This is a genomic window from Vibrio sp. OPT20 (genome assembly GCF_963889365.1).
Taxonomy (GTDB): Bacteria; Pseudomonadota; Gammaproteobacteria; order Enterobacterales; family Vibrionaceae; genus Vibrio; species Vibrio splendidus.
Window position 1 is genome coordinate 24162 of sequence record NZ_CAWPOA010000050.1, and the last position, 14906, is coordinate 39067.

The window sequence follows — 14906 nt, forward strand, 5'->3', positions numbered from 1 at the left end:
AATATTATCCACGCGTTTGGGGAGTAGTTAGCGCAAGTTTACATATCGTCATCTCGTTAGGCCAAGAGTCTATCCGGTATGTAAAGGTGAAATCCCATATTTCACTTCAACGAGACCAACGCAATCACAATCAAGATCCATCGTGGAACTTGATAGTTTTGTTTGCGGAAGGTCTTTGTACAGTTCTTCCGCCCGGAGGAATAATGAACTCAACTCAATCTCTATTATCTACAAATAGTGAATCCTTTTTTTCATCGCCAATCATGACGACTTATGCGGGCTTTTTCCTGCTAACAGTCATTCTCGTCTCTATTGATATCTATCAGACTCGTGGTGGTAGTGTAACCATCAAGAAAGCGGCAATTTGGAGCGTTTTCTGGTTTGTGCTCGCGTTTTTATTTGCTGGTTCCATTTACCTTTTCTGGGACATCTATGCGCCGAATAGTGAATACACAGCCCAAAAAGCAACCGTGTCATTCATTACCGGTTACTTGCTAGAAAAATCATTGAGCGTAGACAACTTGTTTGTTTTCGCGATGATCTTTGCTCAATACCAAGTTCCTGAGCATCTAAGACCTCGTGCGCTTCTTTGGGGCGTAATTGGTGCATTGGTGCTTCGTGCAATTATGATCGCATTAGGTGCTCAGCTATTGGCTGAATACCATTGGGTGCTTTATGTATTTGCTGCATTCCTAATTGGTACGGGTATTAAACTAGCGCTAGACAAGGGCGAAGAGGAGAGTGTGAATACGCTACCCGAAAAGTTACTTCGTAAAGTGATGCCTGTGACAGAAGACTTCCATGGCCCAGCGTTGATGATCAAGCAAGGCACTAAATGGGTACTCACGCCAATGATGTTGGTGATTGGTGCCATTGCGGTTATGGATGTGATGTTTGCACTGGATTCTATTCCTGCAATTTTCGCCGTTACGCGAGAGCCATTCTTAGTACTGGCTGCAAACGTATTTGCATTGCTTGGCCTTCGTTCTTTGTACTTTGTTCTGCAAGGCATGATGGATAAGTTCATCTACTTGAAGCCTGCACTGGCATTCATCATGGTGTTCATTGGTGTGAAAATGCTATTGGTTGACAGTGAGTGGGCTATCCCAACGTATTGGTCGCTAGCTGTTCTGATTTCTACTATGACGATTGCGGTTATAGCGTCGATTTATGCGAAGAAGCCAGACATTGAACAAGTAAATTAAAACAAAAATAACTTATCGAAAACTCTATAAGGATTAGGTGGTCAATGAAGCTTGAAATTTATTTATGTAAATCTTTTGTGACATTGGCCACTGTTGTTTGAGGGTTATTTGTACTAAATGCATGATTTAGGCACTGTTGTGAATTTTTACTCATCAAGCGTGAATATGTATTTCGAGGTGTTGTTAATGGATTGTTTTATTAGAAAAACTAATCTGAATTTCTAATTTTAGTCATTTTTTAACCTGCAAAAGATCACCTATTATTCTTGTCATCAGAACGAACCACATAAACAAATTTATAGAGAGGCAATCATGGCTCAAGCAATGCAAATGAATACTATCGCTGTTCCTAACTCTATGGATAAGAAGACCTACTCGGTTAACATCAAAGGATTGATTGCACACATTTTCGATATTCTTTTCGTAGACAACTCTCCACGTAGTTACTACGCAAGCGACCTATCTGGTCACATGCAACGCGATATCGGTATCAACCGTTAATCTCTGCGTTAACATGTAAAAATATAGAATTTAAAAAACGCCAGCTTCTAAAGCTGGCGTTTTTGTATCTGAAAGAAACTCATCACCTGAAAGAAATACTTAGGCATAACGGTCTGTATTTGAGCGCCAGTAAATTCGCTTTGTACAAGGATCATGGTATGTCACACGCCACACGCAATTCATCATTGATTAAACTCTGTTTACTTGCCTTGCCAATCGGCGCCTATTCTTCTGTGTCGTTTGCACAAACGTGGAGTAACGAAGGCCAGCCTGCTCAGGTTATTGAGCTGTTTACCTCTGAAGGTTGTTCTAGTTGTCCGCCTGCTGACACGTACCTTAGTACTTTTGCAGATCATCCAAAACTTTGGACCGAGGTTATACCGCTTGCTTATCACGTAGACTACTGGGACTACTTAGGCTGGGGAGACAAGTTCGCCAGCAAGGCATTCAGTCAGAAGCAACGTTTGTACAAAGCTTATGGGGTAACAAGTGGCGTCTATACACCGGGCTTTGTTGTCGATGGAAAAGAGTGGCGTGGTTACTTTAATTGGCTAGACAGAACGTTGCCTTCGCTCCAACAACAAACTAATCCCAAATTAACAGTGAACCATAAAGGCGATGCGTTCAACGTGAGTTACGAAGGCAAAGGGGATTATGTCGCTCATATTGCCTTGTTGGCGATGAACGAAGTCACCAGCGTTAAAGCGGGCGAGAACAGAGGTAAGAAACTTAAGCACGATTTTGTCGTGGTTTACGACGGCTATCAACGTGGTGAGTCTGATTGGCAATTCAATATCGATTTCTCTCCTTTAGTCGCCACGCCAGATGCTGTAGCCGTGTGGTTAACTGAGCTCAACTCGTACACGCCAGAGCAAACGGTAGCAGGGTGGCTTAACTAAATTTGCGATAACTTGATATCTGGATGTGTTTTAGAGGGGCTTAATCGCTGAAACACAGGAGAAAGGGGCGATTTAGTTACGTAATACTGCTGAAATACGTTAATATAGCGCGCTATTATTTTAGCTTTGAGTTCCTGCAATTAATGACTAACACCACAACACCAACCAACTTCTCTGATCTTGGCTTAATCTCTCCTTTGATGGCTCGTTTAACAGAGCTTGAATACCAACAGCCAACGCCTATCCAAGCGCAAGTTATTCCAAGTGTGTTAGCAGGACGCGACCTAATTGCAGGTGCAAATACGGGTTCAGGTAAAACTGCAGCATTTGCACTGCCGCTGTTACAACAAATCTATGAAGATGCACCTTTAGACCGCAGAGCAGGCAAAGGTAACTTTGTGTCTGGTCTTATCTTAGTTCCTACTCGTGAACTTGCTAAGCAAGTGGCTGACAGCGTTAAGTCTTACGCAGTACACTTCAATGGTGCGATCAAAACGGTTTGTGTATTTGGTGGTGTATCGGTAAACACTCAGATGCAAGCGCTACGTGGCGGCACTGATATCTTGGTGGCAACACCGGGTCGTTTACTGGATCTGATCTCAAGCAACGCTATCAAGCTAGATAAAGTAAAAACGTTAGTGCTTGATGAAGCTGACCGAATGTTAAGCCTTGGTTTTACAGAAGAACTAGACGCGATCTTGAAACTTCTGCCAAGCAAAAAACAAACCTTGTTGTTCTCTGCGACTTTCCCCGAGCAAGTTAAAACGCTGACTCACGAACTACTGAATGATCCAATTGAAGTTCAACTTCAAAGTGCTAATGCGAGCACATTGGTTCAGCGTGTATTCGAAGTAGAAAAAGGTCGCAAGACAGCGTTACTCGCACACCTGATTCAACAGCACGAATGGCGCCAAGCACTGATCTTCGTAAACGCGAAGAACAGCTGTGAGCACCTTGCAGACAAGCTTTACAAGCGCGGTATCATCGCAGAAGTATTCCACGGCGATAAAGGGCAGGGTTCACGTACTCGTATTCTTGAAGATTTCAAATCTGGCGAGATTGACGTTCTTATCGCGACAGACATCGCAGCACGCGGTCTGGATATCGAAAAGCTACCAGTAGTAATCAACTTTGACCTACCGCGTAGCCCATCAGACTACATGCATCGTATTGGCCGAAGTGGTCGTGCGGGTGAGGTTGGTCTAGCGCTATCTTTGATCGACCACGAAGATTACCATCACTTCACAATCATTGAGAAGAAGAACAAAATCCGTCTTGAGCGTGAGCAAATTGAAGGTTTTGAAGTGGATGAAGAGGCAACCGCTGAACTTGTTGCTGCACTAAAACCCGTTGCGCCACCGGCTGGCACAGGCAAGAAGAAAAAGAAGAAAACACCTAAAAACCAAGATGTTTGGTTGAGAAACAACTGATATTGAGTCAGTAAAAAATAGAATTTCCAAAGGCGCTTAATTGCGCCTTTTTTATTTTTAGCCCTAAGTTTAGCAAATCCGCGTAACGAGATTAAACGACACTCTTGACTCTAAAGAGGTCAGTAAATAATTTGCCGATCATCAAAATGACGAGCAGTGTGGTTAACATCAGTAATGGTGTTTGAATCTGATAAACCGGTGTTAGATTAAGCGCGCCAGATGTCAGTACGACCAGCAGGTTAATGCCAAGTATTCGGTGCACCATCAGTTTAGGCGTTGCGAACACTTTCCATATCACCATGCTATTAATGAAATAGAACAGTGCTAATTGCCACAACTCAGTCATCATCGGCATGATAAAGATGTATTGAAGTAAAATAACGGTACCAGTGCCTATCACCCCGAAAAACGCATCTTTGATAACACTTGGTGGCATCGTCGGTAACATGGAAGAAAATACGCCTGCAATCATCGGAAAAATAAAACCGCCCGGCACAGGTAGATATATCCAAACCAGTAGCGACGTTACGAACATCGAGACTCCTTGTAAGACTTTTCTCCCATCTTCATCCAGGTGTTGAACAAAGGTACGGTGCTCATGGTGCCAAGAAACGTTTTTCTTCTCACTCTTCACAAACGGCACATCATCAATCAATGACAAGTGTGGCGCCATTAACTCTAGTTTTTCCAGTTTTTCTGTGAGAATTGGCCAATCAATAGGTTGAGTAAGTTCATCCGAGGCGAGTTCAAGCAGACGATCTTGAATATGAGCAATTTCACGGACACGTAAACGCCACGCTTGGATATTTTGCTTTAGGTGATAACTGCCAGTGAGCGGTAAATCCAACAGTTGATAAAGCTTTTTAATATTAGCGGTATTGGACTCTAAGGCTTCTATATCAAGGTTATTGGTATCGCTCATTGCTGTTATCAGCGTTTCTCTGCTTGTTTCAAATCGTTGTACGAAGTTTTGTTCAGTGTTTACCGGCCAGATTAGACGATAAACAATCGAGAAGGTGATAACGCCTAGCAAAGTTTCTTGTATTCGTAGCACCGCAAAATAGAATGTAATTTGGTTATCGAATCCCCCCATACAAGAGATGATGGAACAGACAGCAAAGCCTATAGAAAAGACATAACCGTACTTTTCATCACTCGACATGAAGATGCATGTACCGAGAAATAAAGTGAAAAACATCAAAAACAGAAAGCGGTCTTGCGAAAACATCGCAATCAAGAAAAAGGCATAACCCGTCCCTAACAAGGTTCCCATTAATCGGTTATGGCCTTTGTTTATTGAATGGGCAAAACTCTCGTTCAATGCCATGACAGCAACCGCAATTGCCGCCCAATAGGGTTTTTCCCACTGAAACCACAACGCAAGGCAGATAGAGATAACAATCGCGAGAGAAGCCTTAATTGCTTCTTTGGTCGATGCACTGAACATAAATGCCATCCAACTATTTGATTATTTTGATTGAAGCTGTCATGCCGACACGAAGTTGCAAGTCTTCAGGCACGTTATCGAGTACTACTTTAATTGGTATACGCTGAGCGAGGCGAATCCATTGAAAATTAGGGTTCACGTTGGGAAGAAGGTCATTACCAGTACTGCCATCTTGTGTCGCAATGCCAAAGCCAATGCTTTTAATATGGCCTTTTAATTGAACATCATTGTGCATCATGAGCGTGACGATAGCTTTGTCGTTTGGTGCAACGTTCACAAGATCAGTTTCTTTGAAATAGCCTTCGATCCAGAAACTGTCTTCATCGATCAGCGCAACTACCGGTGTATTAGCGACGACTTGAGAGCCTTCTCGTAGGTTTAAGTTCGTGATGTAACCGTTTGTTGGCGCGTACACCTTGGTGTATTCAAGATTTAAATGCGCTTCTTCAACGTTGGCTTTTGCTAGTGCAACGTTAGCTGCATTTGTATCAACCGCGTTATTCAGGTTATTCAATGTCAGCACTGGCATAGCGCCGGGCGTTCTCTTTTCTAAGTTCAACGCGCGTTGCTCTTCGTTTTTAGCTTTTGCTAAGAGCGCGCGAGCCTGTATCTGTGTCGCTAACGCTTTATTGTAGGCCGCTTGATAAATGCTTGGATCGATCTCAAACAGCAAGTCACCTTTAGCCACCTGTGAGTTGTCTTCAATATGGACTTTAGTTACTTGCCCGGTGACTCGAGGGGTAATAGAAACTATGTAAGCGCTGACCTGACCATCTCGAGTCCAGGGATTACTCGAATAAGATTGGTAATAGCTATAAACCACAGAGCTTGCGGCAACGACCAGTAGTAGCGTGATGAGATAACGTTTAATCAAGGTGAATTCCTCAGAAGATGGTAATGAATTGACCGATAACGCCGACGAAAATCACGATTAGGCTTAATTCGGCAATTGCAGGAAAAGCGACATATTTATGTAGCCCAAGTTTTGTCGCGATTGAGCCAGTCAATATCGTCAATACATAAGCTAACGCGATAACCAATAGCAAAGGAGGGAAGTAGATCTCACCCCACACGAGTTCATGTGGCATTGTGTTCATGGGTCTGTCTCTATCGTTTTAAGAAGGTAACGATAAAGGAAATGCGGTGATGTTAATAATCGTATATAGAGGATCAGATCCATCAAATACAGACAGGTTTAGGTATATACTAGGAAGGATAGGCAGCAAAGGTACAAATCAGTAGTCACTTTTGCTCTGTCTTTTTATCATTATTATTCTGATGCAGTAGATGTTTTTCTATCTCGTATACATGACTAAGAAAGTAAGCACATCAAAATGAACTTTAGTATTGAACAACTTCTCGCGTTTGTGACCGTTTATGAACAACGGTCATTCAGCAAAGCAGCAGTAAAACTCAACAAGCACAGAACGACCGTCGGTCAGGTTATTACAAATTTGGAAGACCACCTTGCTGTGCATCTTTTTGAAAGGGTCGGCCGCTCTGTAGAACCAACGGAGGACGGGCACCTCCTTTATCACTACGCAAAACAGACGATTGAGCAAGCTCGTACTTTTGACAAAGTGGCGTTGAGCCTTTCTTATGGTGGGTTAGAGAACATAACAATAGCGTATTCTAGTTTCGTTCCACAACGTGTGTTGGTCGATATACGTAAACGACTTAAGCACGACTTCCCAATGATGCGAGTGAACTTTCTGGTTAGGAATAAGAACGAAATTAAGCAAGGGATACAAAGTGGGGAATATCATTTTGGACTTGTGAATGCTCATAATAGCCGAGCGATGCACAGTTTTGATTCTACTTTCCTTGGACATTTCGAGTTCTACCCATTTGGACAAAAAGGGGGAGCGCTCTCACATATAAATAAAGATGAAGTATTAGTGGCACTAAGGAACTCAAAACAGTTCGTATTGAAGTCTCTGATTGATGAAGGGATGTCTGAAAAGATTATTGTGAGCTCTGACTATGAAGAGATCGATCAGCTTTCGTTAATGATCAAAATGCTTGAAGAGGGTTTTGGATGGGCACTTCTTCCTAAGGCTTTTTTTACCGACTCTGAATTTTCAAAACATTCAATAGAGCCCATTCACTCTGCGCAAATGGTGGAAGGATTCAAATTTGGATTCGCGTTGTGGTGCCCGCACTCGAAGCAAGTCAGTGGTATCAAAGGCTCTTTGGTGTCTGTTATTAAAGAGTACCGCGAGCAACTTATTGATAGTTTTAAGTCGTGAAAATTGGAGATATTAAAAAAGGCGCTAATTATTCATTAGCGCCTTTTAGATTTTGTTCAGCTAAGAGAAGAATTACTTCTTACGGCAGAACTCAGCGATTACGTACATTGATTGACCGCCGTTTGTTTTACCAGAAACAAGCTTAGGGTCGTCACCAACGCTGATGCCACGGATAACAGTACCTTGCTTAATCACTTGGTTAGTACCTTTGATTGGCAGGTCTTTGATTACTGTTACGTCGTCACCTTTTTTAAGTTCAACGCCGTTCACATCAAGAGGCTTGTCATCAGCAGACATGCCGATTTGTGCCCAAACTGATGTTTCCTCTTCAAGGTACATCATGTCTAGCGCGTCTTGAGCCCAGCTTTCAGAGTTCAGACGAGTAAGTTGACGCCATGCCATTACTTGAACTGGCGCTTCTTGGCTCCACATGCTGTCGCTTAGGCAACGCCAGTGGTTGATATCTTTTGGATCGTCAATCTCACCAAGGCATTTGTCACATACCATGATGCCGTGATCCACTGTTACGTGGCTGTGTGGCGGTACTGCGTATGCAGTAAGAGAAGAATCAGAACCACATAGTTCACATTTAGATTGGCAGCGTTCTAGCATCGTAGCTTCAGAAGACATAATGGACTCACATTTATTAGGTATTAAATTACGGGGCTATTATCCACTTTATTTGCAATAAAGAAAGAGGTCGTACGGTATTCTGTCTTGATTAATTTTAGCTGAGATCAACCATTTGTGTTTTAAGGTTCTATGCAAACGGTTAACTAGGGACGATGGGATGTCGATAGATACAAAAATGCCAGCGGTTAGGCTGGCATGAATAAGTTATAACTTGGCTTAATGACCTGGGCTATTTGCCTTTTAATCATTAGTTACTTGTTGCTAATCAATCGTTGCATCAAGCAGTGCAGGGTTAACGACTAAGCTACCCGTCGCATTACCTTGGGTGAGATTGAATTGCACAATTTGTGACACCATTTCTTCATGCGCGGCACTGTCGTCTTCTGTAGGTAGGTGAGATTTTTGTGGTGCAATCGCAGTACTATGCTCAGCAAATGAAGTGCGAGCAAAGTAAGACGCCAATAATTGGCCTGTAGAATGATTAACACTGTTCTTTAACTCAAGTTTGCTAAACAGAGCTTGTGTGCCAGCTGTAGGCAGTTGAGTCGTATTAGGTATTGTCTCATCACCTTCTGCTTGTATGCCAAGTACAGGGCCAGACATAAGTGTCGCTATGTTAATCGGGTCAACATTGTCTAACACGGTTTGCGCCGCATAAGTGAATGACGTGAGCGTTGCATCAACAACGGATTTTGTTTGTTTTTGTTCATCACTTGCGTTCGAGTCACTGAGCGTTGCATAGAAATCATCAAAGCAATCACCACCGTCAACTGCCGGCGTTTTGTTATAACAATTGACGGCATAATAGTCTTGATAGGCGGTGACTTGAGCACCTATTACCGTATGCTTTATTGTTCCGGAAAATGAGCCAGATTCAAGTAAGAATGGACCGATACCACCGCCTGGATTCGCTAACGTTGTCGCTTTATAAGCAAGTTCGTCATCAACCGTAATGCCGAATTTCGCATCAATCTTGGTGTTGGCTACTGCTGAAGAACTAATGCCGGTAATGCCACCAATAGAGTGCCCCATCAAAGATACGTTGCTCGTATCTAAAGAGCTAAATGGTGCACCAGTACCGTTATTGAGCGCAAGTCTCAAACCAATGCCATCAATCGCACTTTGTCTAATATTGTCACGGGCAACCGGTAAGTACTCAAGGTTCATGTACACAGTCGGTGTGTTTGGCGTAGTCACGACTTCTCCATTTTGTCCAAGACCTCGCTGACCATGCAGCGGTTGATCAATCGCAACAATGGCATAAGGTTGCTGGCCGGTTTGGATTGCGCCCGCAATATGCTGCAACGCGAAAGCGTAACTGGTCTCTTTTAAACTGGTAATACCGTGCTGGTATTGAAGTACTGGCAGGCTGTTACCGACAAGGACACCAGAAGGGATAAACATAATGACATCAACGCTTTCAACAGAGCGAATCTGTGGAACTGCACTGTATTTGGTTAAGATTCGTTCTGGATCCAGTTGAGAGCCGTCCGCTAAGGTCAGCTCCGTACCAACTAGGTTCTTTTGGTAGTTTGGATCGAGTAGTTGAGTCGCTGGTTCAGTGATACCCAGTACAAATAGTTGCCTTGCTATTTCACCTTTGTCTGCGTCCGAACCAGACGTTAGAACTTTGAGGATCTTGAGGACACTCGGCATGCTACTGCGCCAAGGCTGAGTTTTCCAACCACTGTTCGCTGTGTCATTAGATAGGAAATACGGTAATTTAACTTTAGCACGGTAGACCGTGATTTCGTTGCCCGTTAACTTTAGATCAGCATAATTGGTGGTGAGGGCATTAATGCCATCTGTTCCCAGTACCGCTTTTGCGTATGGATCAACACTTAGTGCGGTATCAAATGCCATGGTATTTGGAATTTGGCTCGCAGTATCAATTTCTATCTCGTAAAGGCTATTGAGTATATCTGCATCAATATTGTTCGGGTTGGCGCTGCCTTGCCAAATCTGAGATTGGGTTGACTCATACCCTAGTGCTAACGCGTTTTTGGTATTTTGCATTACGTTACCTGCCGACGCAGTAGTAAACCAAGATGAGTAGATGATCTCATCTGAACTTGACACTTCACCATAGCCAGCAAATAACGCTTCAACTTGATGGATGATTTTTTGTGGTAAATCGAGCGAGCCTGCTTGGTCTATATCTGTCGTTTTTAAAGACGCGTAGGAGCTTGATGTTCCTAGTGGTTCATCTGCACTATCAACAATTGAGTCGGTTAATGCATAGATATAGTCAGAGCTAGGGTCTAAACCTTTAAGAGGTAAAACTTGTATGGTCTTAAAATCGCTAGATGCCACTAAGTAGTCAACTCCAGCAGTTAGCGCAGTAAAGTTAGACATGATACCGGTACTCAGATCAACGTCTACTTTTGCTACTTTTACGCCAGCATTTAAGTGCGCGCTAAACGGTGTCGTCCCGTTCATCACGACATCGTTTTTCAGCGTTCTATCACTTGGAAGATTCACATTAATAGTGAACGGCATGATAGTACTCCAACCATCAGCTTCCCCCATCGCTACTTTTGGATCATTCAACAATCCCGTTGAATTTGTATCTAACGGGATGTTTAAAGTGTGATCGTTGGTATCGAACAAGAAAAACGAAGGAAGAGGGACATCCGCTTCATTACCTAAAAGCGTAAAGCTAATTTTTGAGCTTCTAGCTAATGATTGGTTGATTGCGTCGGAATACGGTGCTGCAGTTGAATCACCAGAGCTTTCACTGTTGTCCCCACAGCCAGTAAGAAGTAATGCTGAGCATACGAGAGATAAAGAAAATTTGTTATTCATGTAATTATTCCCGTACGGTTAGTTGAACGTGTAGTTAAGTTGGATCGCTGAAAGGTAAGCAACGCCTTCAGCATCAAATGTAAGCTTTTGTCCTGCTGCATCGGTTTCGGTAAACGAGCCGCTTTCGCTTTGTACTAATGCAAATGCTGCATCGACAGTCATGTTTTCAGAAACTGCATAAGTTAAACCGGCTGAATACCACATACGGTCGCTATCGGGGATGCTTAAGGTCGCTTCACCAGCTTGTTCGTCATATGCCAAACCTGCACGTAGAGTCCAGCTTTGGTTAACCATGTAAGTAGCACCTACAGACCATCTTTGGTTGTCTTCGTAATGCTCGGTTTTTAAGAAACACTCATTATTTTTACAATCTGAACTCGTTGCTTTTAATTCTTTGAACTTACTCCATTTGGTTAATTGCCAACCATAGTGTATTGCCCAAGCATCGCTAAGTTGATGAAAAGCCGATAGTTCAAAGATATCGGGTAGTTCAATTTCTAAACGTCCGGTAGTCTTACCTGGAGCGCCACTTTCCATTTTTAAGCCGGTGTAATCAGTGAACTCTCCGTCATCAAAATCAAGTTCAACAGATGAGCGATAGCCAAAACCAAAACGGTTATTTTCATTCAGTTCATACAGCGCACCGACATTCCAGCCAAAAGCGAACGTTTCACCTGTCATTGATATCAGTTTGTCACTTGGCGATCCGCCAACAGGTAGACTGCCTTTGTGTCTATTTAATTCAGCTTCCGCATATACCAGATTGATACCAGCACCGAGGCTAAAGCTTTCATTTACTCTGTAAGCAATGTTTGGATTTAGGTTTACGGACACCAAAGATGTGTCACCGGCTAAATCACCTGCATAAATATCGTCGGGATAATCAGTAGCAACGCCATATGTAGTGAACATGCCAATCCCCCAAGCCCACTTTTCATTGATTGGACTGATGTAGTAAGCGGCTGGGACTATTTGCAAAGGGGCTACGTCAGAAGACTTCTGATTGAAATCGCTATCATTAATTTTGGTTTGAGTGACGTTAACCTCTGGATCAACGATAGAAACCGCGCCTGAAAATTGGGCTGTATCAAATAGGGTCATTGCGGCGGGGTTTCTCGCTAGTACACTCGCGTTATCAGCTACAGCACCTTCACCTGAAAATGCACGACCAAGACCTGAGGCAGAGTGCTCAGCAACTTGGAAACCAGCCCCAAGTGAATTACATGCAAATAGCACAGAAAGTGAAACGAGAGAGCGTTGTATTGTTTTCATCCTTGACCCTCCTAGGGCATCAAATCTCATTCTTATTGTTGAAAACACACTGAGCGTTGTTGGTGCTTAAGCTCTAATGTAAATGGCATGTTAAATTCATGTTTAATATAAAGTCAAAGAATGAGTTATCATTTTGTGAAGTAATATTTTTAAGGGACGGCACTCTAACACTAATAATATAATTACAATCAATGATTTATGGGTGGTTGGAGGTGTGACCAGAATATTTATGTTAGGTGCTGGTATAAATAGTGTTCAACTGCTCAATATGTAACAACTTTGTTTATGTTTACCGTTAATCGCTAAATCGGCATAATATCGATTCATATTGATAGTCATTAAATTGGAATTAAAGTTTGGAATTACTCGCGATAGAGTTTCTTGGAAAACCACTTCGTTTAGAGGGGTCAATGGCAGGGTGGCAACAGTTGTATTGGGACAATACTTTGGTGTCCCAATTAGACGCAACCACAGATCAAGATGACGCTCGAACTCATGCATTTACTCTGCGCGCAGGTGAAGAAACGTTGCAGTGTAACGTTGAGGCGACCGTTCAGTGGCAACCGTTTGAGATGACCTATAAAGCGACCGTGAATGGCCAAACCGTTACCGAAGGCAATCGAAACACCAAAGATATCGAGCAACAAACCCCGGTTGTCGCACCAAAACCAGAGAAGCGTTTTAGCTTAATCGGGTTAGTTTCGCTGGGAATGAAAGCCCTTAAGAGTGCCAAGTTAATCAAGGTGGTACTTGCCTCTGCGAGTTTAGCTGCTTACTCATGGCTATTTTCAATTCAGTTCGCTTTAGCCTTGATCGCTTGTTTAATGTTCCATGAATATGGCCACATCAGAGCAATGAAATACTTTGGAATGAAGACCAAAGGCATCTATTTGATACCGTTCCTTGGTGGCTTGGCGTTATCCGACGAAAAGATCAATACGCGCTGGCAAGATGTGGTTATCTCGATCATGGGACCATTGTTTGGCTTGATATTGTCGTTGATATTTATGGTGTTGTACTGGGCGACTGGCGAAATGTTCTTCGCTGGGCTTGCGGTATTTAACGCGTTATTAAACCTGTTTAATCTATTACCGATTTTGCCTCTCGATGGCGGACATGTACTAAAAAGTATCAGTTTCTCGATGAACAGTGTGCTTGGTATTGTCCTGTGTGTTGCGGCAGCTATTGCTGGCGTGGTACTGAGTTATCAGCTGAATTTGACCCTGTTTGGCTTCTTATTGATTATGGGCAGTGTGGAAATACTCTTCGAATGGAAAGGGCGTCACCACAGTCACTTGTTGCCATTAGACAAATACGGTCAAGTCGTGTCGTTTGTTTGGTATGTGGGTCTAGTGAGCAGTTTGATCGGTGTTATCTGGTATTTTGCATCTACTGGTGATCAGCTATTAAGCCTACCATTGCAAATTCTTGGTACTTAACAAGAATCAAAAACAAAAAAATGCCCTAACCAATATGGATAGGGAATTTTTGTATTCGAAGTTTAGCGTCTAAACAAATGTTAGATTACGCTTTGCAATTTGGTCTTGGTGAACCCGATTGAGGTAACGTTTTTATCGTCGCCTGTAGATCTTTGATACGCGTACTGTGGGAAGGGTGCGTAGACAGCAATTCTGGCGGTTGGCTACCACCTGATGCTTTCGCCATGTTTTGCCACAAGTCGACGCTCTGTTTAGGATCGAACCCTGCCTGAGCCATATATTCTAAACCAACAACATCGGCTTCTGATTCCTGAGTTCGGCCATACGGTAGAATAACCCCGTATTGAACACCTAAACCTAGGGCTGCCATTGTCATTCCTTGGTACTGTTTGTATTCTGATGCGCCTAACGCGACACTAGTAATAGATAAGCCAGTATTAGCGATTTGAGACTGAGATAGACGCTCATTACTGTGGTCAGCGAGAACGTGCGCCACTTCATGTCCGATAACCGTTGCGAGTTGGTCTTGATTGACCGCGACCTTAAGTAACCCTGTGTATACGCCAATTTTGCCACCCGGCAAAGCAAAGGCATTCACTTGGTCGCTATCAAAAACAACAACTTCCCATTCACTAAAGCCTTGTTTTGGAATATGTTGAGTAATGCTATTTGCAACGCACTGTACATAAGCGTTTGTTTTCGCGTCTTTACTTATTGGCTGTTCTTTCTTCATTTGTTCAAAAGATTGCGCCCCAAGTTGAGACATGTCTTGATCAGAAAAAAGCAGTAATTGGTTTCTTCCTGTCGGGGAAGCGCTACATGCGGTTAGGCCTGCAAGTGTGAGAAGCGAGGCAAACTTCATCCATGACGTCATACAATATCCTCTGTGTATTCGGTTTTTATGCATGTTAACATCAACTTGCGTAATAACTAAGAGCTGTAAGATAAGTATTGTATTTAAAAACATTGTTATCGTTAAGATCACTATTAACGATAACAAAGCTATTCACTTACTAATAAAGCGAT

The 14906-nt window shown here is 42.9% G+C and carries 13 protein-coding genes; 6 read left to right on the forward strand and 7 right to left on the reverse strand.

The window, feature by feature from the left end:
• The first annotated feature begins 203 nt into the window (after positions 1-203).
• The 4 genes from AACR09_RS09785 to AACR09_RS09800 all read left to right on the forward strand — a co-directional run bounded on the left by AACR09_RS09785 (position 204) and on the right by AACR09_RS09800 (position 4035).
• The gene (locus tag AACR09_RS09785; protein ID WP_029222116.1) at positions 204-1205 is read left to right on the forward strand and encodes a TerC/Alx family metal homeostasis membrane protein; all 1002 of its coding nucleotides are present in this window, start codon (positions 204-206) and stop codon (positions 1203-1205) included.
• Between the two features lie 312 nt (positions 1206-1517).
• Entirely contained in the window at positions 1518-1706 is a 189-nt protein-coding gene (locus AACR09_RS09790) for a hypothetical protein (RefSeq protein ID WP_017079198.1), read from the forward strand.
• A 158-nt stretch (positions 1707-1864) separates the two neighbouring features.
• Complete coding sequence (locus AACR09_RS09795) at positions 1865-2605, forward strand: DUF1223 domain-containing protein (RefSeq protein ID WP_193834839.1); 741 nt, start codon at positions 1865-1867, stop codon at positions 2603-2605.
• 143 nt (positions 2606-2748) lie between these two features.
• Positions 2749-4035 carry a DEAD/DEAH box helicase gene (locus tag AACR09_RS09800; RefSeq protein WP_193834841.1) on the forward strand — a complete coding sequence of 429 codons (1287 nt, stop codon included), beginning with the start codon at positions 2749-2751 and terminating at the stop codon, positions 4033-4035.
• A 91-nt stretch (positions 4036-4126) separates the two neighbouring features.
• Here the strand turns inward: AACR09_RS09800 and AACR09_RS09805 are convergent, their stop codons facing one another.
• The 3 genes from AACR09_RS09805 to AACR09_RS09815 are packed head-to-tail and all read right to left on the reverse strand — an operon-like array spanning position 4127 to position 6579.
• Positions 4127-5482, reverse strand: a complete 1356-nt coding sequence (locus AACR09_RS09805) for an FUSC family protein (RefSeq protein WP_193834843.1) — start codon at positions 5480-5482, stop codon at positions 4127-4129.
• A 13-nt stretch (positions 5483-5495) separates the two neighbouring features.
• Complete coding sequence (locus AACR09_RS09810) at positions 5496-6356, reverse strand: HlyD family secretion protein (protein WP_193834845.1); 861 nt, start codon at positions 6354-6356, stop codon at positions 5496-5498.
• Positions 6357-6366: 10 nt separating this feature from the next.
• Entirely contained in the window at positions 6367-6579 is a 213-nt protein-coding gene (locus tag AACR09_RS09815; RefSeq protein ID WP_004730923.1) for a DUF1656 domain-containing protein, read from the reverse strand.
• A gap of 237 nt (positions 6580-6816) precedes the next feature.
• Between AACR09_RS09815 and AACR09_RS09820 the strand changes: the two genes are divergently transcribed.
• Entirely contained in the window at positions 6817-7731 is a 915-nt protein-coding gene (locus tag AACR09_RS09820) for a LysR family transcriptional regulator (protein ID WP_048612509.1), read from the forward strand.
• 72 nt (positions 7732-7803) lie between these two features.
• Here AACR09_RS09820 and AACR09_RS09825 read toward each other — a convergent pair whose 3' ends face one another.
• The 3 genes from AACR09_RS09825 to AACR09_RS09835 all read right to left on the reverse strand — a co-directional run bounded on the left by AACR09_RS09825 (position 7804) and on the right by AACR09_RS09835 (position 12441).
• Entirely contained in the window at positions 7804-8361 is a 558-nt protein-coding gene (locus tag AACR09_RS09825) for a PhnA domain-containing protein (RefSeq protein WP_004730927.1), read from the reverse strand.
• Between the two features lie 264 nt (positions 8362-8625).
• Positions 8626-11169, reverse strand: a complete 2544-nt coding sequence (locus AACR09_RS09830; protein WP_193834847.1) for a VolA/Pla-1 family phospholipase — start codon at positions 11167-11169, stop codon at positions 8626-8628.
• Between the two features lie 18 nt (positions 11170-11187).
• A complete protein-coding gene (locus tag AACR09_RS09835) occupies positions 11188-12441 on the reverse strand; it encodes an outer membrane protein transport protein (RefSeq protein ID WP_193834849.1) in 1254 nt (417 codons plus the stop codon).
• A gap of 356 nt (positions 12442-12797) precedes the next feature.
• Between AACR09_RS09835 and AACR09_RS09840 the strand changes: the two genes are divergently transcribed.
• Positions 12798-13880 (forward strand): site-2 protease family protein, encoded by a 1083-nt coding sequence (locus AACR09_RS09840; RefSeq protein WP_017081105.1) that lies wholly within the window; start codon positions 12798-12800, stop codon positions 13878-13880.
• 85 nt (positions 13881-13965) lie between these two features.
• Here the strand turns inward: AACR09_RS09840 and AACR09_RS09845 are convergent, their stop codons facing one another.
• Positions 13966-14754: a M48 family metallopeptidase gene (locus AACR09_RS09845; protein ID WP_004730934.1), complete on the reverse strand. Its 789-nt coding sequence runs from the start codon at positions 14752-14754 to the stop codon at positions 13966-13968.
• Positions 14755-14906 lie beyond the last annotated feature (152 nt).

Excerpts from the sequence above, each read along its gene's own strand:
- AACR09_RS09785 (WP_029222116.1), top strand. The coding sequence starts at position 204 with ATGAACTCAACTCAATCTCTATTATCTACAAATAGTGAATCCTTTTTT.
- AACR09_RS09790 (WP_017079198.1), top strand. The coding sequence starts at position 1,518 with ATGGCTCAAGCAATGCAAATGAATACTATCGCTGTTCCTAACTCTATG.
- AACR09_RS09795 (WP_193834839.1), top strand. The coding sequence starts at position 1,865 with ATGTCACACGCCACACGCAATTCATCATTGATTAAACTCTGTTTACTT.
- AACR09_RS09800 (WP_193834841.1), top strand. The coding sequence starts at position 2,749 with ATGACTAACACCACAACACCAACCAACTTCTCTGATCTTGGCTTAATC.
- AACR09_RS09805 (WP_193834843.1), bottom strand. The coding sequence starts at position 5,482 with ATGTTCAGTGCATCGACCAAAGAAGCAATTAAGGCTTCTCTCGCGATT.
- AACR09_RS09815 (WP_004730923.1), bottom strand. The coding sequence starts at position 6,579 with ATGAACACAATGCCACATGAACTCGTGTGGGGTGAGATCTACTTCCCT.
- AACR09_RS09820 (WP_048612509.1), top strand. The coding sequence starts at position 6,817 with ATGAACTTTAGTATTGAACAACTTCTCGCGTTTGTGACCGTTTATGAA.
- AACR09_RS09825 (WP_004730927.1), bottom strand. The coding sequence starts at position 8,361 with ATGTCTTCTGAAGCTACGATGCTAGAACGCTGCCAATCTAAATGTGAA.
- AACR09_RS09830 (WP_193834847.1), bottom strand. The coding sequence starts at position 11,169 with ATGAATAACAAATTTTCTTTATCTCTCGTATGCTCAGCATTACTTCTT.
- AACR09_RS09835 (WP_193834849.1), bottom strand. The coding sequence starts at position 12,441 with ATGAAAACAATACAACGCTCTCTCGTTTCACTTTCTGTGCTATTTGCA.
- AACR09_RS09845 (WP_004730934.1), bottom strand. The coding sequence starts at position 14,754 with ATGACGTCATGGATGAAGTTTGCCTCGCTTCTCACACTTGCAGGCCTA.